Consider the following 24,769-nt stretch of genomic DNA (forward strand, 5'->3'; position numbering starts at 1 on the left):
GAAAGGAACTTTTTTTATGATATAATAAAAAGACTTACAATAAAGGAGTGTAATATGTTACTCGAATTACTAAAAGCCATCTTTTTAGGGATTATCGAAGGTGTGACCGAGTGGTTGCCAGTGTCATCTACAGGGCATTTGATCTTGGTTCAAGAATTTATGAAACTCAACCAAAGTGCTAGCTTTGTAGAGATGTTCAATATTGTCATCCAGTTGGGAGCTATTCTTGCGGTTATGACCATCTACTTCAAAAAGTTAAATCCTTTCCAGCCTGGTAAGACCAAGCGTGAAATTCAGTTGACCTGGCAGTTGTGGGCCAAGGTTGTTCTTGCCTGCATTCCGTCTATTCTGATTGCGGTGCCATTGGACAGTTGGTTCGAAGCCCATTTTAACTTTATGGTGCCCATTGCCATTGCCTTGATTGTTTATGGTATTGCCTTTATCTGGATTGAAAATCGTAATCGGGATGTAGAGCCACAGGTGACAGATTTGGCGAAAATGTCCTATAAGACAGCTCTCTTAATCGGTTGCTTCCAGGTCTTGAGTATTGTGCCAGGAACCAGTCGTTCTGGTGCGACTATTCTAGGTGCGATTATCCTGGGGACTAGTCGGACAGTTGCTGCTGACTTTACCTTTTTCCTTGGAATCCCGACCATGTTTGGTTACAGCGGTCTAAAAGCGGTCAAGTATTTCTTGGATGGTAATAGTCTAAACCTAGAGCAAGGTCTCATTCTCTTGGTTGCCAGTCTGACAGCCTATCTTGTTTCCTTGGTGGTTATCCGCTTCTTGACGGACTTTGTTAAGAAAAATGATTTCACAGTATTTGGCTACTACCGGATTATCTTGGGTGCTATCTTGCTGGTCTATTCTTTTATCACATTTTTATTTTAAGAGCAGGGGGACCTGCTTTTCTTTTGTCTTTCAAGCGGTCATTTAGTATAATGGAAAGAGATATGTATGAGAATTGAAAATGAATGGTAAATTTTTCGAGAGCTGTTCATCAATAAGAGGTAAGTATGAAAGTAAAACAAATTAGTGATTCGACCTTGAAAATCACTATCAAAATGGATGACTTAGAAGAAAGAGGGATGGAGTTGGCAGACTTCTTGATTCCTCAAGAAAAGACAGAAGAATTTTTCTATACAGTTTTAGATGAATTGGAGTTGCCTTTAACCTTCCGTGAAAGTGGCATGCTTAGTTTTCGTGTGACTCCTAAGCCGGATCGGGTGGATATTTTTGTGACCAAGTCTGATTTGGATCAGAATTTGAATTTTGATGAATTTGCAGATATTTCAGAACTTGGTGATGTTACGGGAATGAGCCCAGAGGACTTTTTCAAGAGCTTGGAGCAGACTGTTCGAGAGCGAAGCAGTAAGGATATGGATGCTGTTCGACATTTAGAAGAAGTTGAAAAAGCTGAAGAAGAAGCTGAGGAGCAGGAAACAGAGGGCTATATCTACTACATCCTTGACTTTCCACATATTGATGAATTGATGACTTTTGTTGGGACGGTTGATTACCCGATTGAAGAGTCGGAGCTCTATAAGATGGATGGTCATTATTATATGACTGTTTTAATCAATGTTGAGGAACGTTCCAAACGCTATCCAGACTATCTTCTGTCGCGGATGTTAGAATTCGCCAATGATACAAAATTGACCAGACCAGTATTACAGGAACATGGAGTGACCATCTTGCCAATGGCTGCGCTTGAGGAACTTAGAAAGGTATCTTTGGCATGATTCCTTTCGCTTTAAAATATATCATGGTTATCATTGCGACAATGGTTGTTGCAGCAGTTGCAACGCCCTTGGTGCGTTTTCTATCCTTCAAGGTGGGAGCAGTCGATAATCCAAATGCGCGTAGAATCAATAAGGTGCCTATGCCGTCGGCTGGCGGTCTAGCAATTTTCATAGCTTTTACCTTGGCTACCTTGGTATTTTTGCCTAGGCTTGTTTCCCATATCAACTACCATGGAACCTACCTACACTATGTTCTTCCCTTAATTTTATCTTCGCTCATTATTGTTATTACTGGCTATATTGACGATGTGAAGGAGTTGGGACCGACTCCAAAAATGTTTGGAATTGTTCTTGCTGCGACTTTGATATGGTTTTTTACAGAATTCCATTTCGATAGTTTTAAAATTCCATTCGGTGGTCCTTTGCTTATTTTCCCGACCTGGTTGTCTTTCTTTTTAACGGTCTTGTGGATTGTTGCCATTACTAATGCGGTCAACTTGATTGATGGTCTGGATGGCTTGGTGTCAGGGGTGTCGATTATTTCCTTGACAACCATGGGAATTGTTTCCTACTTTTTCTTACATGATAGCAATATCTTTTTGACATTGACGATTTTTGTTTTGGTGGCAGCCATTATTGGTTTTCTACCATATAACTACAATCCAGCCATCATTTATCTGGGGGACACAGGTGCCTTGTTCATTGGTTTTATGATTGGTGTTCTGTCCCTTCAGGGCTTGAAGAATTCAACAGCTGTTGCTGTGGTAACTCCGATGATTATCTTGGGGGTTCCTATTACAGACACGGTTATGGCCATTATCCGGCGTAAATTGTCAGGACAGAAGATTTCAGAGGCGGATAAAATGCATCTCCACCATCGCTTGCTATCTCTAGGATTAACCCATCGAGGTACAGTCTTGGTCATCTATGCCATTTCCTTCCTGTTTTCTCTGACCTCTCTTCTACTTAATGTTTCCAGTCGTGTAGGCGGTATTCTTTTGGTTTTAACCATGGGATTGGGTGTAGAAGTCTTATGTGAGTTGATCGGTATCTTTGGTGAAAATCGAATGCCCCTGCTCAATCTGCTTCGTTTCATTGGAAATAGTAGCTACCGTCAGGAACGGATAGAGGCCTATAAAAAACGACAGGAAGAAAAGAAAAGAAAATAAGAATCTTTCTAAACTAGAAAAGAGCCTTCTGGCTCTTTTTTTGATATAATTAGAAAGATAATAAATAAAGGAGAATAAGATGTCAGTATTAGAAATCAAAGACCTTCATGTTGAAATCGAAGGCAAGGAAATCTTGAAGGGTGTGAATTTGACCCTCAAGACAGGTGAAATTGCAGCCATCATGGGACCGAACGGAACAGGGAAATCCACCCTTTCAGCAGCCATCATGGGTAATCCAAGCTACGAAGTGACCCAAGGTGAGATTCTGTTTGACGGTATCAACATCTTGGAACTAGAAGTCGATGAACGTGCCCGTATGGGACTCTTCTTGGCTATGCAATACCCGTCAGAAATCCCAGGCATTACCAACGCAGAGTTCCTCCGTGCTGCTATGAATGCTGGTAAGGAAGATGAAGACAAGATTTCTGTCCGCGACTTCATTACCAAGTTGGATGAAAAAATGGAACTCCTCAACATGAAAGAGGAAATGGCAGAACGTTACCTCAACGAAGGTTTCTCAGGAGGGGAGAAAAAACGCAATGAGATTTTGCAACTGCTCATGTTGGAGCCAACTTTTGCCCTTCTTGATGAGATTGACTCAGGTTTGGATATTGATGCGCTTAAAGTCGTGTCAAAAGGAATCAATGCTATGCGTGGTGAAGGTTTCGGTGCCATGATTATCACCCACTACCAACGCTTGCTCAACTACATCACACCAGACGTTGTTCATGTCATGATGGAAGGTCGTGTCGTGCTTTCAGGCGGACCAGAACTGGCACAACGCTTGGAAAAAGAAGGTTATGTCCAAGTTGCAGCAGAGCTTGGTATCGACTACAAAGAAGATGACATTTAAGTCTTTGGAGGAAGTTATGACCAAAGAAAAAATACAAGAATTTTCAGCCTTGCAGGCAGAACCAACTTGGTTGACAGACCTGCGTCTTAAGGCTTTCGACAAAATAGCAGAGCTGGATTTGCCGGTTATTGAGCGGGTCAAGTTTCATCGTTGGAATCTGGGTGACGGAAGCCTAGCCACAAATGATGAAATCGGGGCTGTTCCAGATTTTACAGCTATCGGTGACAATCCTATGTTGGTCCAAGTTGGCAGTCAAACTGTTCTAGAACAGTTGCCAGCTGACCTAGTAGAAAAAGGTGTGGTTTTTACAGACTTTGCCTCAGCTATGGACATCATTCCAGATGTGCTTGAAAAGTACCTCGGATCTGCCGTAGCCTACGACGAACACAAGTTAGCAGCTTACAACACAGCCTATTTTAACGCAAGTGCGGTCCTCTACGTACCAGATAATGTTGAAATCGACCAGCCAGTTGAGGCCCTTTTCTACCAAGACAGCACTAGTCCAGTTGCCTTTAACAAACGCGTCCTCATCATCGCTGGAAAAAATGCCAAGCTTAATTACCTGGAGCGTTTTGAAAGTTTAGGCGACGGAGCAGCAGCGACTTCAGCCAATATTGTCGTTGAAGTAATCGCCCTTGCTGGTAGCCAAATCAAGTTTGCGGCCATTGACCGCCTTGGTAAGCATTTGGATACCTACCTCAATCGTCGTGGCTATCTCGGAAACGATGCGACGATTGACTGGGCCATTGGTCTGCTCAACGAAGGAAATGTGGTTGCTGATTTGGACAGCGAATTAAAAGGAAACGGCAGTCATGCCAATCTCAAAGTTGTCGGACTGTCATCAGGTCGCCAGGTACAAGGTGTGGATACGCGCGTGACCAACTACGGTCATAATTCGGTTGGACACATCCTGCAACATGGGGTTATCTTAGAAAGCGGAACCTTGACCTTCAATGGTATCGGACACATTGTTCGTGGTGCTAAAGGTGCAGATGCCCAGCAGGAAAGCCGTGTCCTCATGCTGTCTGATAAAGCTCGCTCGGATGCCAATCCAATTCTACTTATCGATGAGAATGAGGTCACAGCTGGACACGCAGCCTCAATCGGTCAGGTGGATCCAGAAGATATGTACTACCTCATGAGTCGTGGCCTGGACCGAGAAACTGCTGAACGCTTGGTTGTTCGTGGTTTCCTTGGCGCAGTCATTACCGAAATTCCTGTCAAGGAAGTTCGTGACCAACTGATTGCCGTGATTGAAGAAAAACTAACAAAGAGATAAGATATGGATTTGGAACGCATTCGCAAGGATTTTTCAATCCTAGACCAAGTTGTTAACGATGAGCCGCTGGTCTATTTGGACAATGCGGCCACCACTCAAAAACCGCAGCAGGTACTGGATGTGTTGGCAGACTATTACCAGAAAGACAATGCCAATGTCCATCGTGGCGTTCACACCCTGTCGGAACGGGCAACGGCTCGCTATGAAGCGGCTCGGCAGAAGGTGGCAGATTTTATCCAGGCCAAGTCTAGTAAGGAAATTCTCTTTACCAGAGGAACGACCACCGGTCTTAACTGGGTGGCTCAGTTTGCAAAGGAAATTCTCCAGCCAGACCAGGAAGTTATCATCTCGGTTCAAGAGCACCACTCCAATATCATCCCTTGGCAGCAAGCCTGTCAGCAAACAGGTGCTAAGCTCCGCTATGTGACCCTAAAAGACGGCGAGCTGGACATGGACCACCTGCGGTCACTACTATCTTCTAAGACCCAGTTCGTCTCCCTAGCACACGTATCCAATGTTTTAGGCAGCGTGGCTCCTATTGGGGAAATAGCAGAGCTGGTGCATCAAGTCGGTGCCTACTTGGTGGTGGACGGAGCCCAGTCCGTTCCCCACATGACTGTCAACGTGCAAGAATTAGACGTGGACTTCTATGCCTTTTCAGGTCATAAGATGTTAGGTCCAACAGGAATTGGTGTTCTCTACGGCAAGGAAGAATTGCTCAATCTCATGTCGCCTGTTGAATTCGGTGGCGAGATGATTGACTTTGTCTATGAGCAGTCAGCCACTTGGAAGGAATTGCCTTGGAAGTTTGAAGCAGGAACGCCTAATATTGCAGGTGCCATTGGGCTGGGAGCGGCCATTGATTATCTGACCGAAATTGGTATGGACGCTATCCAGGCCCACGAGGCGGAACTGGTTGACTATGTCTTTCCAAAATTGCAGGCTATTCTAGGCTTGACCATTTATGGCAGTCAGGACCTGTCCAAGCGGACGGGGGTTATCGCCTTTAACTTGGACGACTTGCATCCACATGACGTGGCAACTGCTCTGGACTATGAAGGGGTTGCTGTGCGGGCCGGTCACCATTGTGCTCAACCACTTCTCAGATATTTGCAGGTGCCTGCTACTGTACGAGCAAGTTTTTACATCTACAATACCAAGGCTGACTGTGATAAGTTGGTTGAAGCAATCATCAAGACAAAGGAGTTTTTCAATGGCCCTATCTAGATTAGATTCTCTTTATATGGCAGTTGTGTCTGAACACTCCAAGTCGCCTCGTCACCGCGGGAGCTTGGACGGAGTGGAAAAGTTAGAACTCCACAACCCAACCTGCGGCGATGTGATTGAACTGTCAGTCAAGATTGAAAAAGATGTGATTACCGACATTGCTTTTGACGGAGTTGGGTGCACCATTTCAACCGCATCGGCTTCTATGATGACCGAGGCAGTCCTTGGTAAAGAAATCGGTCAGATTCAAGAACTAGCAGAAATCTTCTCACAAATGGTCCAAGGACAAGAAGATGCACGCCAGAAGGAACTGGGAGACGCCTCCCTCCTCGCAGGCGTTGCCAAATTCCCCCAACGCATCAAATGTGCCACACTACCATGGAATGCCCTGAAAAAAGCACTAGAACGTAGTGACAGTGCTGACTGAGCACCATCGAATAAACAAAAATGAAAATCATACAGAAAGGATTGTTCAGTTTCTGATTGGAATTGAACAGGCCCAGCAAGCATTGAAGAGAGCGTAACTGCTATTTTCATACTTTTTGGGCTTAGTATCTTATATTATGTCAGAAGAAAGAATTGAACCAACCCCGATTGACCTTGGGGAATACAAATTCGGTTTCCATGACGAGAACGTGGAACTGGTGGCTTCGACTGGTAAGGGTTTGAACGAAGAAGTCATTCGTGAAATGTCCCGTATCAAAGGCGAGCCTGAATGGATGTTGGAATTCCGTTTGAAGTCCTATGAAACCTTCAAGAAAATGCCTATGCAGACCTGGGGAGCCGACTTGTCTGAACTGGATTTTGATGATATTGTTTACTATCAAAAACCGTCTGATAAGCCAGCACGTAGCTGGGATGATGTACCAGAAAAAATCAAGGAAACCTTTGAACGCATCGGTATTCCAGAAGCTGAGCGTGCCTACCTGGCAGGAGCTTCTGCCCAGTACGAATCAGAAGTGGTTTACCACAATATGAAAGAAGAGTACGACAAGCACGGCATTATCTTTACAGATACTGACACGGCACTCAAGGAACACCCCGAGCTCTTCAAAAAATACTTTGGAAAACTCGTTCCGCCGTCAGACAATAAACTAGCTGCCCTCAATTCAGCGGTTTGGTCAGGCGGGACCTTCATCTACGTACCAAAAGGCGTTAAGTTGGATATTCCACTCCAAACCTACTTCCGTATTAACAACGAGGGAACAGGTCAGTTTGAACGCACCCTCATCATCGTGGACGAAGGTGCAAGCGTTCACTACGTAGAAGGCTGTACGGCTCCGACTTACTCAACGGCCAGTCTCCACGCTGCCATTGTGGAAATCATTGCCCACGAAGGTGCCTATATGCGTTATACGACTATTCAAAACTGGTCAGATAATGTCTATAACCTAGTAACCAAACGTGCCCGTGCTGAGAAAAATGCTACAGTTGAGTGGATTGACGGAAACCTTGGTGCTAAGACGACCATGAAATACCCTGCGGTTTACCTAGAAGGCGAAGGAGCCCGCGGAACTATGTTGTCCATTGCCTTTGCCAACAAGGGTCAGGTGCAGGATACCGGTGCTAAGATGATCCACAATGCACCACGGACTTCATCGTCTATCGTATCTAAATCCATTGCCCGTGGCGGTGGAGAAGTGAACTACCGTGGCCAAGTGACTTTTGCTAAAAACTCAGCCAAGTCAATCAGCCACATCGAGTGTGACACCATTATCATGGATGATATTTCCAAATCAGATACCATCCCATTCAATGAAATCCACAACTCACAAGTGGCCCTCGAACACGAAGCCAAAGTATCAAAAATCTCAGAAGAACAGCTCTATTACCTCATGAGCCGTGGCCTATCCGAATCCGAAGCCACAGAGATGATTGTCATGGGCTTTGTCGAACCATTCACAAAAGAACTCCCAATGGAATACGCAGTCGAACTCAACAGACTGATTGCCTATGAAATGGAGGGGAGCGTTGGCTAATTTGTGTAGCTCCACATAACTAAGAAGCTATTTGGAGCACACAAATGCCAACGCTCGTTGGAGATAGGGAGCGACGGCAGTCGCTCTTCTTTATAACCTTATAAAAATTCCATGCCTTCCACGCTCGTCGTTTTCTGTAAGAAAACGATATGTAGCTAGGAGTTCCGCAGGAACTCTCACCAACCGAGGTTGGAGATGAGGAGCGACGGCAGTCGCTCTTCTTTATGCTCTTATAAAAATCCTATTCCTTCCACGCTCGTTATTTTCTGTAAGAAAACGATATGTAGTGAGGAGTTCCGCAGGAGCTCTCACCAACCGAGGTGGGAGATGAGGAGCGATGGCAGTCGCTCTACTATGTAAATTTAGCAAACTAGTCTGGGAGATTAGATTACCTCACTGATGTTGCTCCCTGCAGGAACTTTACAAGCCTATAACATAAAAATACTATGCCGAGTGCTTATCCGGCATAGTATTTTTGTATTATAATTTCTCGTTCACATATCGGACAAAGTTATTCCACCATGAAACTGGCCAAGGGGCTTTCTTTATATCATTTGGGAGGACCATTTCTACACTGGCTTGCTCTCCAATATAACCTTTCCCAATCAAGTCTTGGTCTTTTAATTGTAGTTTTCCAACAACGCTACCAGCAGTCAATGGTGCATCGATTTCATTTGTAGTAGGGATAAAGTTTGCAGACGCAGTCAATTCTGTCTGATTGCGCTGAACGATGTATAGGTCTGCAGCAGCAACGACGGGACTGGTTTCCTTTTCTCCGTTAAAGACCTTAATTTTACTATTGTTGTAGGCTTTTCCTTTTTCGGCAATTGCAACCCGTGAAAAATTGGCATAGACATAGTTCATCAAATCATTGGTTGCAACAAAACGATTATCAGGCATAGCCAAACCGTCCGTGGCATTGAGGACTACTGTAATGATACGCATACCAGCTTGTTGGGTTGTGGCCAAGAAACCTGAACCAGCAGAGTTTGAAGTCCCTGTTTTTAAACCATCCACTCCCCCACGAGCATGGGTTCCGTCACTCAGCATTTGGTTGGTGCTATAGTAGGTATAGCCACCAAAGTCATAGGCGTTGAGTGAGGTAATCTCTAGGACTTGCGGATAGTCAAGAATGAGCCGACGTGCAATAATAGCCATATCGAGTGCTGAAAAGTGATTGGCATCTTCAGGACTGGAACCAGGATAGATATTACCTCCTAAATCAGCATTATCTAATCCAGAAACGTTAACGATTTTAGCATCTGTAATGCCCCATTCCTGGATCTTTGTTTTCATTCGGTCCACAAATGCAGCTTCGCTACCCGCTATTTTTTCAGCCAGAGCAATGATGGCGCTGTTGGATGAAGTGATGAGAGAGGCATTCAATAGATCACGGACAGAATAAGTGCGCTCATCCAAATTCACGTTACTGAGTTCGATATTGGCAGTCAAGCTATAGGAGTAGTCTGAAATGTCCACCATGGTATCCAAGTTGATTTCTCCTTTTTCCAAGGCTTCGTAGACCATGTAGACACTTAAGAGCTTACTGATGGAGGCGACACTGGCTTTGGTTTCAGCATCTTGTTGAAAAAGGATTTTTCCTGAATCAACCTCAACCGCGATAGCATGTTTAGCTGCTACCGAGAAATCGTCCGCTAGGACAGCGGGGCCTCCGATAAGAAAACTAAAGGTTGCCAATAATAGAAGTATTAACTTACGCATAAACATTCCTTTATCTGATATTTCTTCCATTATATCACATGGATTGTAAGAAAAATAAGGAAAAAACATGAAAAATAATAGAAAATAATGAAAATTTATGTTTTTACAAAATTTTCTGACAAAAAGACTTTATTTAAGAAAATTTTATGATATAATAAATTTCATAAGACATACAATTATGTGTCGAACAAAAAGAAAACAGAGGTGTTTTATGAAAAAGACAACAAAACTCTTTGCACTTGCAGGTGTGACTCTTCTTTCTGCATCTGTACTTGCTGCTTGTGGTTCTAAATCATCAAGCTCAACAGAACAAAACTTGTCATTCCCGTCAGAAGTGAAACAAGACGGAACTGCTGTGGCTGATGCACAGTTGAAATACGCTTGGGTGTCGCCAACAACTTCATCAGGTCTTTTGATTGATGAATTGACTGAGAATACAACAGACTCAACTTTTGGTGGAATGGTCGATATCTCAATGTTCGGTTATGATGGAAATCGTAAATTGGACGATTCAGGTCTTGCTAAGGCTGAATTTGATATCGAAAACAAAAAAATCACTGTTAGCTTGACAGGTAAAGACTACAAGTGGTCTGATGGTCAGCCATTCACAATCAATGATTACATCTTCACAATCAAGTCATTGGCAAGCAAAGACTACACAGGTGTGCGTTTTGATGATAAATTCTTGAACATCGTTGGTATGGAAGAATTTGTGGCTGGAACAGCATCTGATATTTCTGGTATCAAGAAAGTTGACGACTACACAGTAGAATTGACTGTGAAAGAAATGTCACCTTCTATGATGTATGCTGGTGGTGATGTACCTGCCTATATCCAACCAGAACACATCTACAAAGATATTCCTGTGGCTGATTGGGAAAAGAGCGAGTACTCACGTACTGCTAAACTTGTAGGTATGGGTCCATGGAAGATTAAAGAAATTGTTAACGGTGAGTCTATCACTTACGTTCCAAACGAACACTTCTTCAAGGGAACAACTCCAAAAACAAGTTCATTGAAAATCGATATCGTATCACCTGATACAATCGTTTCTGAGATGAAGGCTGGTAACTACGATATCGCTGAAATGCCAGTTGACCAATTGGATTCATACAAAGACTTGTCTAACTTGAACATCGTTGGTTCACTTAACTCATCTTACGAATACATCTCATTTAACTTTGGTAAATATGACGAGGCTGCTGAGAAGAACGTCATGAACGAAAACGCTAAGATGAACGATGTGAAACTTCGTCAAGCGATTGCCTATGCAATTGATACCAAGACAGCTGGTGAGAAATTGTACAACGGTTTGTACCACCCAGCAAAATCATTGATTATCTCATTCTTTGGCGATCTTCATGATTCTGAATTAGCAGGTTATACATACGATCCAGAAAAAGCTAAAAAACTCTTGGATGAAGCTGGCTACAAAGATACAAACGGCGACGGTATCCGTGAAGGCAAAGACGGTAAAGAATTCAAGATCACTTTCGCAGCTCGTAAACGTACAGAAGCGAACGAAGCACTCGTACAACAATACATTGCTTGGTGGAAAGAAGTTGGCTTGAATGTTGAATTGTACACTGGCCGTACTGTTGAAGTAAATACTTTCTACGATGCAATTCAAGCAAATGACCCTGCAATTGATATGTATGCTGGTGGATGGTCAACAGGTTTCGATCCAAATCCTAACGGACTTTGGGGAGAACTTGCTCCATTCAACATGTCACGTTTCGTATCTGAAGAAAACACTAAATTGTTGGAGGCAATCGGCTCAGTAGAATCATTTGATGAGAAGAAAAACCTTGAAAGCTACAAGGCATGGCAAAAGTATGCTGCTGAACAAGCATTTGCTATCCCAACATTTGAATCTGAAGAAATCACAGCACTTAACAAACGTGTGAAGAACTACGATTCTAACTACGGTTCAGCTTCAGGCAAAGGTATTGCGCTTGAAAATATCGAATTGACAGCTGACAAAGGTGTAGCAGCAGAATAATCCTATTTAATTTGAATAGTGTCTGAAAAAGCCAACTTGCTTGGCTTTTTTCAGATGGCTATTGGAATTTTCAGATAATTATGGTATAGTAGAACCAGTACACAAAAAAGAGTGATTTGCTTTTTAATATATGAATTGGTTAATCAAAGACTGGATGATGTTGATATTATAGAGTTCGAAATGATTGAGCTTGATTAGCCGATAGACAAAGGAGGACGAAGCGTGGCTACTGAAAAACCGCTTTTAGATATTAAAGATTTACACGTCGGATTCCGTATTGCTGATGATTATTTTGATGCTGTTGATGGCGTTGATATTTCATTGCAAAAGAATGAGATTCTCGCTATTGTTGGAGAATCAGGATGTGGTAAATCTACTTTGGCAACGACCATTATGGGCTTGCACAATCCATTAAATACCAAAATCACAGGAAGTATCCAGTACAATGATATGGAGTTGATTGGGATGGATGAAGCTAAGTACAATACTGTACGCGGAAATGATATTGGGATGATTTTTCAAGATCCCTTGGCTTCCCTCAACCCCTTGATGACCATTGGAGCGCAGATTGATGAAGCCCTCTTCTATCACACGGACTTGGATGCCAATGCTCGTACGGAGCGTGTTTTGGAGTTGTTGGCTCAAGTTGGTATTCCAAATCCTAAGCGCACCTTTAAACAGTATCCACATGAATTGTCAGGTGGTATGCGTCAGCGTATCATCATTGCCATGGCTCTATCATGTAAACCTCCGATTATTATTGCAGATGAACCGACGACAGCCTTGGATGTGACCATTCAGGCCCAAATCTTGGATCTTTTGAACGACATTCAAGCAGAAACAGGTTCTGGGATCATCTTGATTACCCATGACTTGGGAGTAGTGGCAGAAACAGCTGACCGTGTTGCGGTTATGTATGGTGGTCAGTTTGTTGAGGTGGCTCCTGTTGAGGAACTCTTTACCAATCCAAAACATCCATATACACGTTCGCTCTTGAAGTCAAATCCGCAATCAGGTGGCGAAGGTGGGGATCTTCACGTTATCGAAGGTATCGTACCACCGATTACCAAAATGTTGCGTCAAGGTTGCCGTTTTGCACCACGTATTCCTTGGATTGAAGCAAGTGCTCACGAGGAAAATCCAGGTATGCACGAAGTAGGACCAAATCACTTTGTGCGTTGTACTTGTCACGAAACATTCTATTTTGAAGGGGAGGCCTAAATAGTGGGATTTATTGAAGTAAAAGATTTAAAAGTCCATTATCCAATTCGAAGTGGCTTCTTTAACCGTGTCACAGACCATGTTTATGCCGTGGATGGCGTCAATCTTGAGTTTGAAGAGGGAAAAACCTATGGTTTGGTAGGTGAGTCAGGTTCTGGTAAGTCAACAATTGGTAAGGCAATCATTGGTTTGGAACGTGCTACTTCAGGACAAATTATCTACGAAGGTCAAAATGTGACCAACAAATCACGCAGTAAAAAAGGTAACTTTAACCGTGATGTTCAAATGATTTTCCAAGATTCGCTTTCTAGTTTCAACCCTAAAAAACGTATCTTGGACATCATTGCGGAGCCTATTCGTAACTTTGACCGTCTTTCTCCAGATGAGGAGAAGAAAAAAGTTCTTCAACTCTTGGATACCATCGGTCTGAACGAAGAAGCCTTGATTAAGTATCCTCATGAATTTTCAGGTGGTCAGCGCCAGCGTATCGGCGTTGCCCGTGCCCTAGCAAGTAATCCACGTTTGATCATTGCCGATGAGCCTGTTTCTGCCTTGGACTTGTCTGTTCAAGCTCAGGTTTTGAACTATATGAAGCGTATCCAGGATGAGTTTAAACTCAGCTACCTCTTTATTTCTCATGACCTTGGCGTTGTGCAACATATGTGTGATGAATTGTTTATCATGTACCGTGGTCGTTTCGTCGAAACGGGTAACAAGCAGGACATCTATAACAATCCACAGCATATCTATACCAAACGTCTTTTGTCAGCTATTCCATCGATTGATCCAGTGAATCGTTTGAAAAACAAGGAAAAACGCTTGGCTGCTGAAAAAGAGTATCAAGAAAAACAAGGTCAATACTATGATGAAAATGGTCGAGTTTACGATTTACAAACCTGCTCAGCAACTCATCAGGTAGCCCTTCCAAAAGGAGGTCAGAACTAAGATGTGGAAAACAGTTTTACGTCGTTTGCTCATGATGATTCCTCAAATTATCATTTTGAGTATTATCGCTTTCTTCGTGGCTAAGATGATGCCAGGGGATCCTTTTACGGGTATGATTGATCCCAATATCGATCCAGCCATTATCGAACAAAAACGGATTGCAGCCGGATATTATGATCCAATTCATATTCAATACTTACGTTGGGTTGGTAATCTCTTGCAGGGTGATTTTGGTCAGAGTTTCCTCTTTAAGCAACCAGTTTTGGATGTTATCATGCAACGCTTGAACAATACTATTTGGTTATCGCTGTTGACGATGATTTTGACCTATGCTATCGCTCTTCCTTTGGGGATGATTGCTGGTCGCTACCAAAACTCTCTGGCTGATAAGGTGATTGGGGTTTATAACTTCTTGACCTTCTCAACACCAACTTTCGTTTTTGCGATTCTTATGTTGTGGTTGTTTGGTTTTAGCTTGGGCTGGTTCCCAACTCGTGGTTCAATCGGTGGTGGTGTCGAAGGTTTTGCAGCGGTACTCAGCCGTCTTCATCACATGATTTTGCCGGCGATTACCATGGCTATCTTATCTACAACTGTAACTATCCAGTATCTCCGTACAGGGATTATTGATGCTAAGAGTCAAGATTATGTCCGTACGGCGCGTGCTAAGGGTGTTCCTGAGCGTGTGGTTTACAACCGTCATATCTTCCGTAACTCTATTCTGCCAATCGCATCATTCTTGGGTTATGAATTGACTGGTTTGATCGGTGGTTCGATCTTTATTGAGAATATTTTTACCTATCCAGGTATCGGTCAATTGTTCTATAACTCTATTTCTAGTCGTGATTATAGTGTTATCTTGGCCCTCTTGTTGATATTTGGTATGGGAACTCTCTTGGGAACCTTGATTTCAGATATTATCATGAGTATTGTAGACCCACGTATCCGTGTGAAATAGAAGGAGGAGTAAGGTGAGTAAAGAAAATAAAAAACAAGTACAATCTACTTCAACTCCTCCAGGTGGCTTTCGTGTCATCGCGCGGGAGTTTTTGAAGGATAGATTAGCTTTAGCTTCATTGGTCATTTTGGTGACAGTTCTTTTGACTGTTTTCATCGGAGCCTTGGTCTTAGATCAAGAGCAAGTGATGAAAGTCAATCTTTTGGGACGTTACTTGGAGCCTGGAGTTGATGGCTATATCTTGGGAACTGATGAAGGTGGTAAAGATATCTTCGGTCAGTTGATTATTGGTGCTCGTAACTCCATTGTCATCGGTTTTACTATTACCATTATTACAAGTATTGTTGGTATCTCGGTCGGATTGATTTCAGGCTACTATGGAGGTCGTTTGGATGGTTTCTTGATGCGGATTGTAGACTTCATTATGATTCTTCCAGTAACCATGTTGATTATCGTTTTCGTAACGGTTATCAAAGACTACACCATCTATCACTTTATCCTGATTATGAGTGCTTTCTATTGGACAGCTAAGGCGCGTCTCTTCCGTACAAGAACCTTGTCAGAGGCGAGCTTGGATTATGTCAATGCATCTAAAACACTTGGAACAAGCGACTTCATGATTATGTTCCGTGAAATCTTGCCAAACTTGAGTTCCCTGATTATTGTTAACTTGACCCTCAACTTTGCAGGGAATATCGGTATTGAAACATCATTGACCTATCTTGGATTTGGTCTTCCATCGACAGTTCCAAGTTTGGGTACCTTGATTGCCAATGCCCGTAATGCAGACATCTTAGAGAACAAGACTTGGATTTGGTTGCCAGCAGCTATCTTCATCCTTGTCATGATGCTTTGTATTAACTATGTCGGTCAAGCCTTTCAACGTGCTGCCGATGCCAAACAACGTTTGGGGTAAGCAACCTATAAGAAGAGTTCCTTCGGGAGCTCTTTTTTTCTTCTTTCAGCTGTCACAGGCTTGTTTTTTACAGAATTTGGAAAATATGGTAAAATGGAGTGATAAAACTATTTGAGGTAAGGAATTATGACTGTTAAAATCAATACAAAAGACGGCCAAATTGAATTGACTGATGACGTGATTGCCACAGTTGTCGGTGGTGCTACGACTGAGATTTTCGGAGTTGTGGGCATGGCTAGTAAGTCTGCGATTAAGGATAATTTTCAGGCTCTTTTGCGCAAGGAAAATTATTCCAAAGGTGTTGTCATTAAGACCCTAGAAGATGGTCGCATTGCAGTCGATGTTTACACTGTTATGAGCTACGGTGTAAAAATCAGTGAAGTATCTCGCAATATCCAAGAACGTGTGAAATTCAACTTGGAAAATCAATTAGGTATCTCTGTTGATGCCGTTAATGTTTTTATCCAGAATATTAAAGTCGTAGGAGAATAATTGTGTCTAAAATTACTACTAGTTTATTTCAAGAAATGGTGCAGGCAGCATCCACTCGTCTGAATAAACAAGCTGAATATGTAAACTCATTAAACGTCTTCCCAGTGCCAGATGGCGATACTGGAACCAACATGGGCATGACCATTACCAATGGTGCCAAAGAAGTAGCTGATAAGCCAGCCAACACAGTCGGTGAAGTTGCTCAAATCCTGTCTAAGGGCTTGCTTATGGGAGCTCGCGGAAACTCTGGTGTGATTACCTCACAGTTGTTCCGTGGTTTTGGTCAGTCTGTCAAAGGCAAGGTTGAATTGGATGGTAAGGACTTGGCGCAAGCCTTCCAACATGGTGTCGAAGTGGCTTATAAGGCTGTAATGAAACCAGTTGAAGGTACCATTTTGACGGTTTCTCGTGGCGCAGCTACAGCAGCTCTTAAAAAAGCAGAAGAAACTGATGATGCCGTTGAGGTCATGCGCGCGACTCTAGAAGGTGCCAACCGTGCCCTCAAGAAAACCCCTGAGATGCTTCCGGTCTTGAAAGAGGTTGGGGTTGTCGATTCAGGTGGTCAAGGTCTTGTTTATATTTACGAAGGCTTCTTGTCAGCATTGACAGGTGAGTACATTGCGTCAGAGGATTTTGAAGCGACACCAGCTGTTATGTCAGAAATGATCAATGCAGAGCACCACAAGTCAGTTGCCGGTCATGTGGCGACTGAGGATATTACCTTTGGTTACTGTACAGAAATCATGGTAGCTCTTCGCCAAGGTCCTACTTATGTCAAGGACTTTGATTATGAAGAATTCCGCAACTATCTTAATGACCTTGGGGATTCTCTCCTAGTTGTCAACGATGATGAAATTGTTAAAGTCCATGTCCATACAGAAGATCCAGGTTTGGTCATGCAAGCAGGGCTTCAATACGGTAGCTTGGTCAAGGTAAAAGTGGACAATATGCGTGAGCAACATGAGGCTCAGGTTGAGAAAGAAGAAGCCTACCAAAAACCAGCTGAGCAAAAAGAATACGGCATTATCGCTGTTGCGGCAGGTGAGGGTTTGACAGAAATCTTCAAATCACAAGGCGTTGATTATGTGATCTCAGGTGGTCAGACCATGAACCCATCAACAGAAGACTTTATCAATGCTATTGAATTGGTCAATGCCCGCAATGTCATCTTGTTGCCAAACAACAAGAACATCTTGATGGCGGCTCAGACGGCTGCTGAGGTGGCAGAAGTGGCGGTTAAGGTTGTGGAAACCAAGACTCTGCCACAAGGTTTCACTAGCTTGCTTGCCTTTGATCCAAGTCGTGATTTGGACAGCAACTTTGAAGCTATGACGGCATCTCTTGCAGAGGTGAAGAGCGGTAGTGTGACAACTGCCGTCCGTGACACAACCATCGATGGTCTTGAAATCCATGAAAATGACAACCTTGGTATGGTAGATGGCAAGATTGTGGTTTCTAATCCAGATATGATGGAAACACTTGTCGCTACCTTTGAGAAAATGCTGGATGAAGACAGCGAAATCGTGACCATCTACATCGGTGAAGACGGTGATGAAGAATTGGCGCAGACACTTGCAGAACAGCTAGAAGAACAATTTGAAGATGTTGAGGTCGAAATCCATCAAGGAAATCAACCAGTCTATCCATATCTTTTCAGCGTAGAATAAACAAAATCGCAGGCCTTGGCTTGCGATTTTTTCTGTCGATTTGTCTACAAATTCCAGTAGACCTATGACAAAGCCAGATGGCTATGGTATAATGATAGACATGTATAGTCGTAATGAAAATGAATTGATTGCCATTGGTGAGCGAATTGGCAAGGCTTGTAAAGTTAACCATGTGCTAGTCCTATCAGGTGACCTGGGGGCTGGAAAAACCACCCTGACCAAGGGACTGGCCAAGGGCTTAGAGATTGAACAGATGATTAAAAGTCCTACCTATACGATTGTCCGAGAGTATGAGGGGCGTATGCCACTCTATCATCTGGATGTTTATCGGATTGGTGATGACCCAGATTCCATTGACCTGGATGATTTTCTCTATGGTGGTGGTGTGACGGTTATCGAATGGGGCGAATTGTTGGATGCCAGTCTGTTGGATGATTATTTGCTCATTCGGATTGAGAAAGAGGCTGACGGCCGTCGTCTGACCTTTGAAGCCCATGGGTCTGCCAGTCAAGTCTTAGCTGAGGAAATAGTACATGACTAAGAAGGAAATTTATTTTAGCGAAGCTGAACCAGCTGATGCGGTAGCCTTTATTGATTTTATGAATCAAGTGGCTAGGGAAACGGACTATCTGGTCATGGATGAAACAGGTTTTCGTTTTAGCCCTGAAGAAATGGAAAGGATTTTTGAAGCGAGCATTGAAAATCCTGGTGAACTGTGCTTGCTGGCCAAAGTTGGTTCAGAAGTGATTGGTGCCATCTCTGTCAAGTCCTCTAAGCAGTTTCGGATCAGCCATATTGGAAATATTTTCATTGCGATAAAGAAAGAGTATTGGGGACACGGCTTGGGTACCATTTTGCTAGACGAGGTTATTGAGTGGGCTCAGGAAATGGAGGTGCTCAAACGTCTTGAATTAACCGTTCAGGTGCGCAATCAAGCAGCAGTCCGCCTCTATCAGAAGATGGGTTTTGTGATTGAAGGGACCCTGGTGAGAGGGGCTAGAACAGATGAAGGGGAATGGCTTGACCTCTATTACATGGGCAAGCTGATTGGTGAAGTATGACAATTGGAAAAAAAATAGTCTTGATGTCTTTGGCAATAGTAGCCCTCACGCTTGGAGCTGGTTTTGCCTATGGAATTAGTTTATTGAACTTTTCAACAGATGCGATTTCCAAAACATTTAAGCAGCTAGATGGAGAAGAAGAAATCACTCCTATTGATGCGACGGAGCCCCTGACGATTCTCTTGATGGGGGTAGATATGGATCAGGCTACTCGTGGCGGTGCTTGGGAAGAAGGTCGTAGCGATTCCATGATCTTGGTGACAGTCAATCCTAAGACCAAGGAAACCACTATGATGAGTTTGACACGTGACATCATGGTGGAGATCGCTGAAGCTAATGGGGAATCAACTGGAACGGTGGAGAAACTCAATCATTCCTATAGCTACGGTCAGGCTCCTATGGCGATTGCCACTATTGAGAAGATGATGGATATTGACATTGATCGTTACATCGAAATCAATATGGATGGTCTGGTCGAGCTGGTTGATGCGGTTGGTGGGATCGAGGTCAATAATACACTAGGTTTTCCAATATCGATTTCGGAGTATGAGCCAGCCTATACGGCTATTGTTCCAACAGGTAAACGTCTGGTGAATGGCGATCAAGCTCTTGTTTACGCCCGGATGCGCTACGATGATCCAGAAGGAGATATTGGTCGTCAACGCCGTCAGCGTGAAGTTATTACGGCTATCGTCAAGAAATTGCTGCAACTAGATGGCTTCACCCAGTACAAGAAGATTTTAACAGCCATTTCCAATCATATGCGGACGGATATTGAAATCAGTACAGCAACCATTCCAAGTCTTTTGGGCTATAAGGATTCCATTAGGAATTTACATTCCTATCAATTAAGAGGGATTGATGAGCTTGTTGAAGAGGTTTACTACCAGTTGCCTCCGACCCAGCATTTGCTGGAGATGCAAAATGTCTTGAAAACGTCTATTGGTTTGGATGAAGTGACAGAACTTACCACCAATGTAAAGGTTTATGAGGGGCAGATGGGCTTGCCTACTACCATCAATGTTTATAATGCTTATACAGATTTACTAGAACTTGAGGCCAATCCTTTGGCGGAGGCTGTAGATATTGAGGCCTTTACGGGAACATCTGCCAGTGATTTGCCAGAAGGGACAGCGAGTTCAGGCTCTCTTCCATCGGTTTCTGCTGAAACTGGAGAATCTGGAACAACTGAGGTTGGAACAGAAACGCAAACAGAAGAAGGACAATAAAAAAATGAGGTTGGATTTCCAATCTCATTTTTCATTAACTTTAGTTTTCTTTTTTATATTTTTCAACTATTTTTTGGATTTCATCTAGATTTCCTGAGATATTTTGCTGGTAAACACGACTTTTATATTGTAAATCGGCTGCCAAATCCTGTAAAGGCTTTTGGAAACTTTGAATAATCTCGAGTTGGTCTTGGATATTTCTTCTACTTGCTTCCATATCCGTCACTAGTTGCTTGGTATCCTTGACTTCTTTGGCGATTTTTTCTCGGTTTGAAATGGCTAGATAGGTAGCACTAGCAGCGGATAGGGTTAAGAGGAGGTGGCGAAGTTTCATCTTATTCTCCTAGATAGAGGTCTTGAGCCAAATTGGCTAGGGCAGGGAAATCGGGTTCATTGGCCTTAAATTGAATGTCCAGACCATCACTCTTGTCAAAACGTGGCAGGAGGTGGATATGGGTGTGAAAAACTGTTTGTCCAGCTGCTTCTTCATTGTTGTTGACAATATTTAAACCGCAAGCCCCCAATTTTTCCTTCAGTTGACGGGCAATAGCTGGAACGACAGTAAAGAGTTGTCCAGCTGCCTCGGCGTCCATATCTAAGACATTACGATAGTGTTTTTTGGGAATGACTAGGGTATGTCCCTTGGTGACCTGAGTAATGTCTAGGAAAGCTAGAACTTGGTCATCTTCATAGACCTTGGAAGCTGGGATTTCTCCAGCTACAATTTTACAAAAAATACAATCTGACATAATACGCCCTCTTTCTAGGATTTCTGTTATAATAATTATATCAAATTATAGGAATAAATGTATGTTAGAAGTTAAAAATGTCACAGGGGGCTATGTCAATATCCCTGTCTTGAAAGATGTTACCTTCACGGTTGAAAATGGTCAATTGGTTGGCTTGATTGGTCTAAATGGTGCTGGTAAATCAACCACTATCAAGGAAATCATCGGGCTCTTGACTCCTTACCAAGGGCAAATTTTGATTGATGGTCAAGGTCTTTCTCAGGGAGCAGAAAGCTATCGGAAAAAGATTGGCTTTATCCCAGAAACACCTAGTTTATACGAGGAGTTGACACTAAAAGAGCACTTGGAAGTGGTGGCAATGGCTTACGATTTGCCATGGGAAGCTGCTTGGGAGAGAATCGAGAGATTGCTGAAAATCTTCCGGTTGGACGAGAAGTTAGACTGGTATCCGGTCAATTTCTCTAAGGGAATGAAGCAGAAGGTCATGATTATCTGTGCTTTTATGGTGGAGCCAAGTTTATTGATTGTTGATGAGCCTTTTTTGGGCTTGGATCCAGTAGCTATTGCGGATTTGATTGCTCTCTTGGAGGAGGAAAAGGCAAGGGGAACTTCTATTCTCATGTCCACCCATGTCTTGGATTCGGCGGAAAAAATGTGTGATTCTTTTGTGATTTTGCATCAAGGACAGGTGCGAGCGACAGGGAATTTGGCGGACTTGCAGAGCCAATTTGGCATGGCAGGTGCTAGTCTGAATGATATTTACCTAGCCTTGACCCAAGAAGGAGCAGTTGGATGAAAGCATTGTTCCAAAAACGCAGACGTGATTTTATAGAACGGTGTTCCAAGTACCTGCGCTATGTTCTGAATGACCATTTTGTCTTGGTTCTCATGGTCTTTTTTGGCTTCTTGAGTTTGCAGTATCGACAACTCTTGATAGCTTTTCCTGAAAATACCTGGCCCATTATTCTGATTGTTCTTGCTATCAGTTTCTTGATCTTGTTTTCTAGCAGCATTGCCACCTATTTGGAGGAAGCAGATCAGGTATTTCTACTGACAAAAGAAAAGGAAGTCTTAGAAGAACTAGCTGCTGCAAGTCGTCGTTCATACCTGCTCTGGTCTGGACTACAGGTCTTAGTCCAGCTCCTGCTCTTGCCCATTTATCTGAAATTGGGTTTGGCCGTTTGGATGGTGGTTGTTTATATAGTGGTCTTGCTTGTTGCCAAATATTTTCTAGTAAAATACCAGCTAGCAACCTACCAGCAACAAGGTGTTTTGAACTGGTCGACAGCCATTCAGGATGAGCAGAAGAGAAAACAGACTATCCTGCGTTTCTTTGCCCTTTTTACGACAGTTAAGGGGATTAGCACGAGCGTCAAGCCGAGAAAGTATCTGGACGGCATCTTAGGTTTAGTAACTTCGCATCAGATGTGGTTCAACTTATATTTGCGGGCTTTTTTACGGGCAGGAGATTATTTGGGTCTGACCCTGCGTTTAGTCTTTTTGGCCCTTTTATCCCTGATTGCTATTGAAGAGGCGTGGCTCTCTCTTGGTCTGGTTTTAGTATTTCATTATTTGCTCCTCTTTCAGCTGTTGGGGCTCTACAAGCACTATGATTACCAGTACCTAATTCAGCTTTATCCTTTGGATATAAAAGCTAAAGTGAAAGATTTTCAGCACTTGCTTCGGGTTATTTTATATGGGCTCTTAGTCGTGGAAACGGTAGTCGCTCTGCTATTTATCCAAGAAAAAATCATGGTAGCCATTTTACCAATCGTATCTATTTTTCTACATGAAGTTTATTTACCGATAAAATTGAAAAAAATTGATTGACTAAATAGCTGAAAATTAGTAAAATAGTAAAGAATTTTTAAAGGAGGTAAGGCATGCAGTTTGATACCAGTGGGCTACAGTTACAGTCTATCGCAGGAAATAGTGGCAAAGCGTTTAAGGGCCTACGGTCAGACGGAACGCAAGTCTTTGTAAAATATGAAATGCCTCCCATTGTTTCTGCACTGGCTCGTGAACAAATCACACCACCTGTTTTGTCTGCAAATCGGGAGGTAGGTATGGGGCACCGTGTGGAGCAGGAGTGGCTCAACGGTCGTACCTTGAAGCGCCATGATATGACTAGCAAGCAGGTTCGACAAATTTTAGTGCGTATGCACTTTTCACGGATTTTACTTAACCAGGCCCTTCAAATGAATTATACTTATATGGAGCCGAGGGATTTGGTTCGTCGTTGGCAAGAAGAAGTGCCACCGATTTTGCTTCAAAATTCTTATTTGCAATCCGTGTGTCAGGATTTGTTGAACACTGTACCTAGATTTCGTCAGGAACTAGCTACCTTTGTTCATGGTGATTTGCACCATAGCAACTGGGTTGAAACGACTTCAGGTTTCATTTATCTGACGGATTGGGAAACGGCCTGTGTGACCGACCGTATGGTCGATGTGGCCTATATTTTGACCCACTACATTCCCCGTCAGGCTTGGGAAGAATGGCTTCGTGCCTATGGCTATAAGTACAATCAGACAGTTTTGAACAAGATTTATTGGTATGGTCAGTTGGCCTACCTCAATCAAATTGCCAAGCATGTTGAGAGTTACAATACCTTGGCGGCTAATAGAGAAATTTACGCTCTGCGTCAATTCCGCCAGAGTTTTTATAGGGAAGTATGAGAGTTAGAAATCGTAAGGGAGCCAGTGAGCTCCTAGCAAATAATCCCCAGTATGTTATCTCCAATCCAGAGGAGTGCAAGGGGAGATGGGCTGAAATTTTTGGAAATGATAACCCCATTCATATCGAGGTTGGGTCTGGGAAAGGTCGTTTTGTAACAGGAATGGCTGCACAAAATCCAGATATTAACTACATCGGTATTGATATTCAGATGACGGTTTTGAGTTATGCCTTGGACCGAGTTTTAGAAGCTGGTTTACCAAATATCAAACTCTTGCAGGTGGATGGTTCTAGTTTGACCAATTATTTTGCCCCTGCGGAAATTGATCAGCTCTATCTAAACTTTTCTGATCCATGGCCTAAGAAACGCCATGAGAAACGCCGCTTGACCTACAAGTCCTTCTTGGATACCTATAAGGAAATCCTACCTGAAAACGGGGAAATTCATTTCAAGACGGACAACCGTGGTCTATTTGAATATAGCTTGGCTAGCTTTTCCCAATACGGCATGGTTTTGAAGCAGGTCTGGCTAGACCTACATGCTGATGGTTTGGAAGGCAATGTTATGACAGAGTATGAGGAAAAATTCTCAAACAAGGGTCAGGTTATCTATCGTGTGGAAGCGCGATTTTAATAAGATAAGCAAATAAGGAATCCAGGTGGGCTCCTTATTTTTGTTTTGTGAGATGGACGAAGTATTAGAAAGAGGTTTTTAATGTACGATCTAACAATTAACAGAGAGATTGACTAGGTTAATGTTGTTTGTATGAAGGTGAACAGTATCTAGCTGGAAATATGATTATTTGGTATAACCAAGTGATAAAATTTTATAAAATATTGTCTTTTACCTTGACAAAAATGGTCGGGGGGGGGGGGGATACT

25 protein-coding genes are annotated in these 24,769 nt (G+C 43.0%); 22 read left to right on the plus strand and 3 right to left on the minus strand.

What is annotated here, in order from left to right:
• Positions 1 to 54 precede the first annotated feature (54 nt).
• The 8 genes from C1E58_RS09975 (at position 55) to sufB (ending at position 8,249) form a co-directional block, all read left to right on the plus strand.
• Positions 55 to 891 carry an undecaprenyl-diphosphate phosphatase gene (locus C1E58_RS09975; protein ID WP_105114435.1) on the plus strand — a complete coding sequence of 279 codons (837 nt, stop codon included), beginning with the start codon at positions 55 to 57 and terminating at the stop codon, positions 889 to 891.
• Between the two features lie 125 nt (positions 892 to 1,016).
• A complete protein-coding gene (gene mecA / locus C1E58_RS09980; protein ID WP_105210231.1) occupies positions 1,017 to 1,742 on the plus strand; it encodes an adaptor protein MecA in 726 nt (241 codons plus the stop codon).
• On the plus strand, positions 1,739 to 2,911 hold the full coding sequence (locus C1E58_RS09985; RefSeq protein ID WP_105210232.1) for a glycosyltransferase family 4 protein: 1,173 nt from the start codon (positions 1,739 to 1,741) through the stop codon (positions 2,909 to 2,911). Before mecA ends, C1E58_RS09985 begins: the two co-directional genes overlap by 4 nt.
• A 79-nt stretch (positions 2,912 to 2,990) precedes the next feature.
• Positions 2,991 to 3,764 carry a Fe-S cluster assembly ATPase SufC gene (gene sufC, locus C1E58_RS09990; RefSeq protein WP_105210233.1) on the plus strand — a complete coding sequence of 258 codons (774 nt, stop codon included), beginning with the start codon at positions 2,991 to 2,993 and terminating at the stop codon, positions 3,762 to 3,764.
• A 16-nt stretch (positions 3,765 to 3,780) separates the two neighbouring features.
• Positions 3,781 to 5,043, plus strand: a complete 1,263-nt coding sequence (gene sufD, locus C1E58_RS09995) for a Fe-S cluster assembly protein SufD (RefSeq protein WP_105210234.1) — start codon at positions 3,781 to 3,783, stop codon at positions 5,041 to 5,043.
• A gap of 3 nt (positions 5,044 to 5,046) precedes the next feature.
• A complete protein-coding gene (locus C1E58_RS10000; RefSeq protein WP_105125198.1) occupies positions 5,047 to 6,270 on the plus strand; it encodes a cysteine desulfurase in 1,224 nt (407 codons plus the stop codon).
• Positions 6,257 to 6,697, plus strand: a complete 441-nt coding sequence (gene sufU, locus C1E58_RS10005; protein WP_105210235.1) for a Fe-S cluster assembly sulfur transfer protein SufU — start codon at positions 6,257 to 6,259, stop codon at positions 6,695 to 6,697. Before C1E58_RS10000 ends, sufU begins: the two co-directional genes overlap by 14 nt.
• A gap of 136 nt (positions 6,698 to 6,833) precedes the next feature.
• Positions 6,834 to 8,249, plus strand: a complete 1,416-nt coding sequence (gene sufB, locus C1E58_RS10010) for a Fe-S cluster assembly protein SufB (protein WP_105210248.1) — start codon at positions 6,834 to 6,836, stop codon at positions 8,247 to 8,249.
• A gap of 480 nt (positions 8,250 to 8,729) precedes the next feature.
• On the opposite strand, the gene pbp3 is transcribed toward sufB, so the two are convergent.
• Positions 8,730 to 9,971: a D-alanyl-D-alanine carboxypeptidase PBP3 gene (gene pbp3 / locus C1E58_RS10015; protein ID WP_105210236.1), complete on the minus strand. Its 1,242-nt coding sequence runs from the start codon at positions 9,969 to 9,971 to the stop codon at positions 8,730 to 8,732.
• 211 nt (positions 9,972 to 10,182) lie between these two features.
• On the opposite strand from pbp3, the gene C1E58_RS10020 reads away from it, so the two are divergent.
• From C1E58_RS10020 to C1E58_RS10065, 10 genes are all read left to right on the plus strand, one after another.
• Entirely contained in the window at positions 10,183 to 11,973 is a 1,791-nt protein-coding gene (locus C1E58_RS10020; protein WP_105210237.1) for an oligopeptide ABC transporter substrate-binding protein, read from the plus strand.
• A gap of 222 nt (positions 11,974 to 12,195) precedes the next feature.
• Positions 12,196 to 13,194 (plus strand): ABC transporter ATP-binding protein, encoded by a 999-nt coding sequence (locus C1E58_RS10025; RefSeq protein WP_105210238.1) that lies wholly within the window; start codon positions 12,196 to 12,198, stop codon positions 13,192 to 13,194.
• Between the two features lie 3 nt (positions 13,195 to 13,197).
• Positions 13,198 to 14,139 carry an ATP-binding cassette domain-containing protein gene (locus tag C1E58_RS10030; RefSeq protein WP_105114443.1) on the plus strand — a complete coding sequence of 314 codons (942 nt, stop codon included), beginning with the start codon at positions 13,198 to 13,200 and terminating at the stop codon, positions 14,137 to 14,139.
• Position 14,140: 1 nt separating this feature from the next.
• Entirely contained in the window at positions 14,141 to 15,097 is a 957-nt protein-coding gene (gene opp4B, locus C1E58_RS10035) for an oligopeptide ABC transporter permease (RefSeq protein WP_044753831.1), read from the plus strand.
• A gap of 13 nt (positions 15,098 to 15,110) precedes the next feature.
• Positions 15,111 to 16,013: an ABC transporter permease gene (locus C1E58_RS10040; protein ID WP_044753830.1), complete on the plus strand. Its 903-nt coding sequence runs from the start codon at positions 15,111 to 15,113 to the stop codon at positions 16,011 to 16,013.
• Positions 16,014 to 16,139: 126 nt separating this feature from the next.
• Positions 16,140 to 16,505 carry an Asp23/Gls24 family envelope stress response protein gene (locus tag C1E58_RS10045; RefSeq protein ID WP_002939192.1) on the plus strand — a complete coding sequence of 122 codons (366 nt, stop codon included), beginning with the start codon at positions 16,140 to 16,142 and terminating at the stop codon, positions 16,503 to 16,505.
• 2 nt (positions 16,506 to 16,507) lie between these two features.
• Positions 16,508 to 18,172, plus strand: coding sequence for a DAK2 domain-containing protein (locus C1E58_RS10050; protein ID WP_105114444.1), 1,665 nt, complete (start codon positions 16,508 to 16,510; stop codon positions 18,170 to 18,172).
• A gap of 100 nt (positions 18,173 to 18,272) precedes the next feature.
• The gene (gene tsaE, locus C1E58_RS10055) at positions 18,273 to 18,713 is read left to right on the plus strand and encodes a tRNA (adenosine(37)-N6)-threonylcarbamoyltransferase complex ATPase subunit type 1 TsaE (RefSeq protein ID WP_105210249.1); all 441 of its coding nucleotides are present in this window, start codon (positions 18,273 to 18,275) and stop codon (positions 18,711 to 18,713) included.
• Positions 18,706 to 19,233, plus strand: a complete 528-nt coding sequence (locus C1E58_RS10060) for a GNAT family N-acetyltransferase (protein ID WP_105210239.1) — start codon at positions 18,706 to 18,708, stop codon at positions 19,231 to 19,233. Before tsaE ends, C1E58_RS10060 begins: the two co-directional genes overlap by 8 nt.
• Positions 19,230 to 20,462 (plus strand): LCP family protein, encoded by a 1,233-nt coding sequence (locus C1E58_RS10065; protein ID WP_105210240.1) that lies wholly within the window; start codon positions 19,230 to 19,232, stop codon positions 20,460 to 20,462. Before C1E58_RS10060 ends, C1E58_RS10065 begins: the two co-directional genes overlap by 4 nt.
• Positions 20,463 to 20,502: 40 nt before the next feature.
• Here the strand turns inward: C1E58_RS10065 and C1E58_RS10070 are convergent, their stop codons facing one another.
• Together C1E58_RS10070 and C1E58_RS10075 are read right to left on the minus strand one after the other, a co-directional pair.
• Positions 20,503 to 20,796, minus strand: a complete 294-nt coding sequence (locus C1E58_RS10070) for a chemotaxis protein (protein WP_105114448.1) — start codon at positions 20,794 to 20,796, stop codon at positions 20,503 to 20,505.
• Between the two features lies 1 nt (position 20,797).
• The gene (locus tag C1E58_RS10075; protein ID WP_105210241.1) at positions 20,798 to 21,211 is read right to left on the minus strand and encodes an HIT family protein; all 414 of its coding nucleotides are present in this window, start codon (positions 21,209 to 21,211) and stop codon (positions 20,798 to 20,800) included.
• Positions 21,212 to 21,272: 61 nt separating this feature from the next.
• Here C1E58_RS10075 and C1E58_RS10080 point away from each other — a divergent pair, with 61 nt between their 5' ends.
• From C1E58_RS10080 to trmB, 4 genes are read left to right on the plus strand one after another with little or no spacing between them, the layout of a single operon-like run.
• Complete coding sequence (locus C1E58_RS10080) at positions 21,273 to 22,007, plus strand: ABC transporter ATP-binding protein (RefSeq protein ID WP_105210242.1); 735 nt, start codon at positions 21,273 to 21,275, stop codon at positions 22,005 to 22,007.
• A complete protein-coding gene (locus C1E58_RS10085; protein ID WP_105210243.1) occupies positions 22,004 to 23,041 on the plus strand; it encodes an ABC transporter permease in 1,038 nt (345 codons plus the stop codon). Before C1E58_RS10080 ends, C1E58_RS10085 begins: the two co-directional genes overlap by 4 nt.
• A 53-nt stretch (positions 23,042 to 23,094) precedes the next feature.
• Positions 23,095 to 23,889, plus strand: a complete 795-nt coding sequence (ccrZ, locus tag C1E58_RS10090) for a cell cycle regulator CcrZ (protein ID WP_105210244.1) — start codon at positions 23,095 to 23,097, stop codon at positions 23,887 to 23,889.
• Positions 23,886 to 24,521 carry a tRNA (guanosine(46)-N7)-methyltransferase TrmB gene (gene trmB, locus C1E58_RS10095; RefSeq protein ID WP_105118287.1) on the plus strand — a complete coding sequence of 212 codons (636 nt, stop codon included), beginning with the start codon at positions 23,886 to 23,888 and terminating at the stop codon, positions 24,519 to 24,521. The genes ccrZ and trmB overlap by 4 nt, the downstream gene beginning before the upstream one ends.
• Positions 24,522 to 24,769: the final 248 nt, after the last annotated feature.

This window comes from Streptococcus suis, assembly GCF_002964575.1.
GTDB classification, from domain to species: Bacteria; Bacillota; Bacilli; order Lactobacillales; family Streptococcaceae; genus Streptococcus; species Streptococcus suis_R.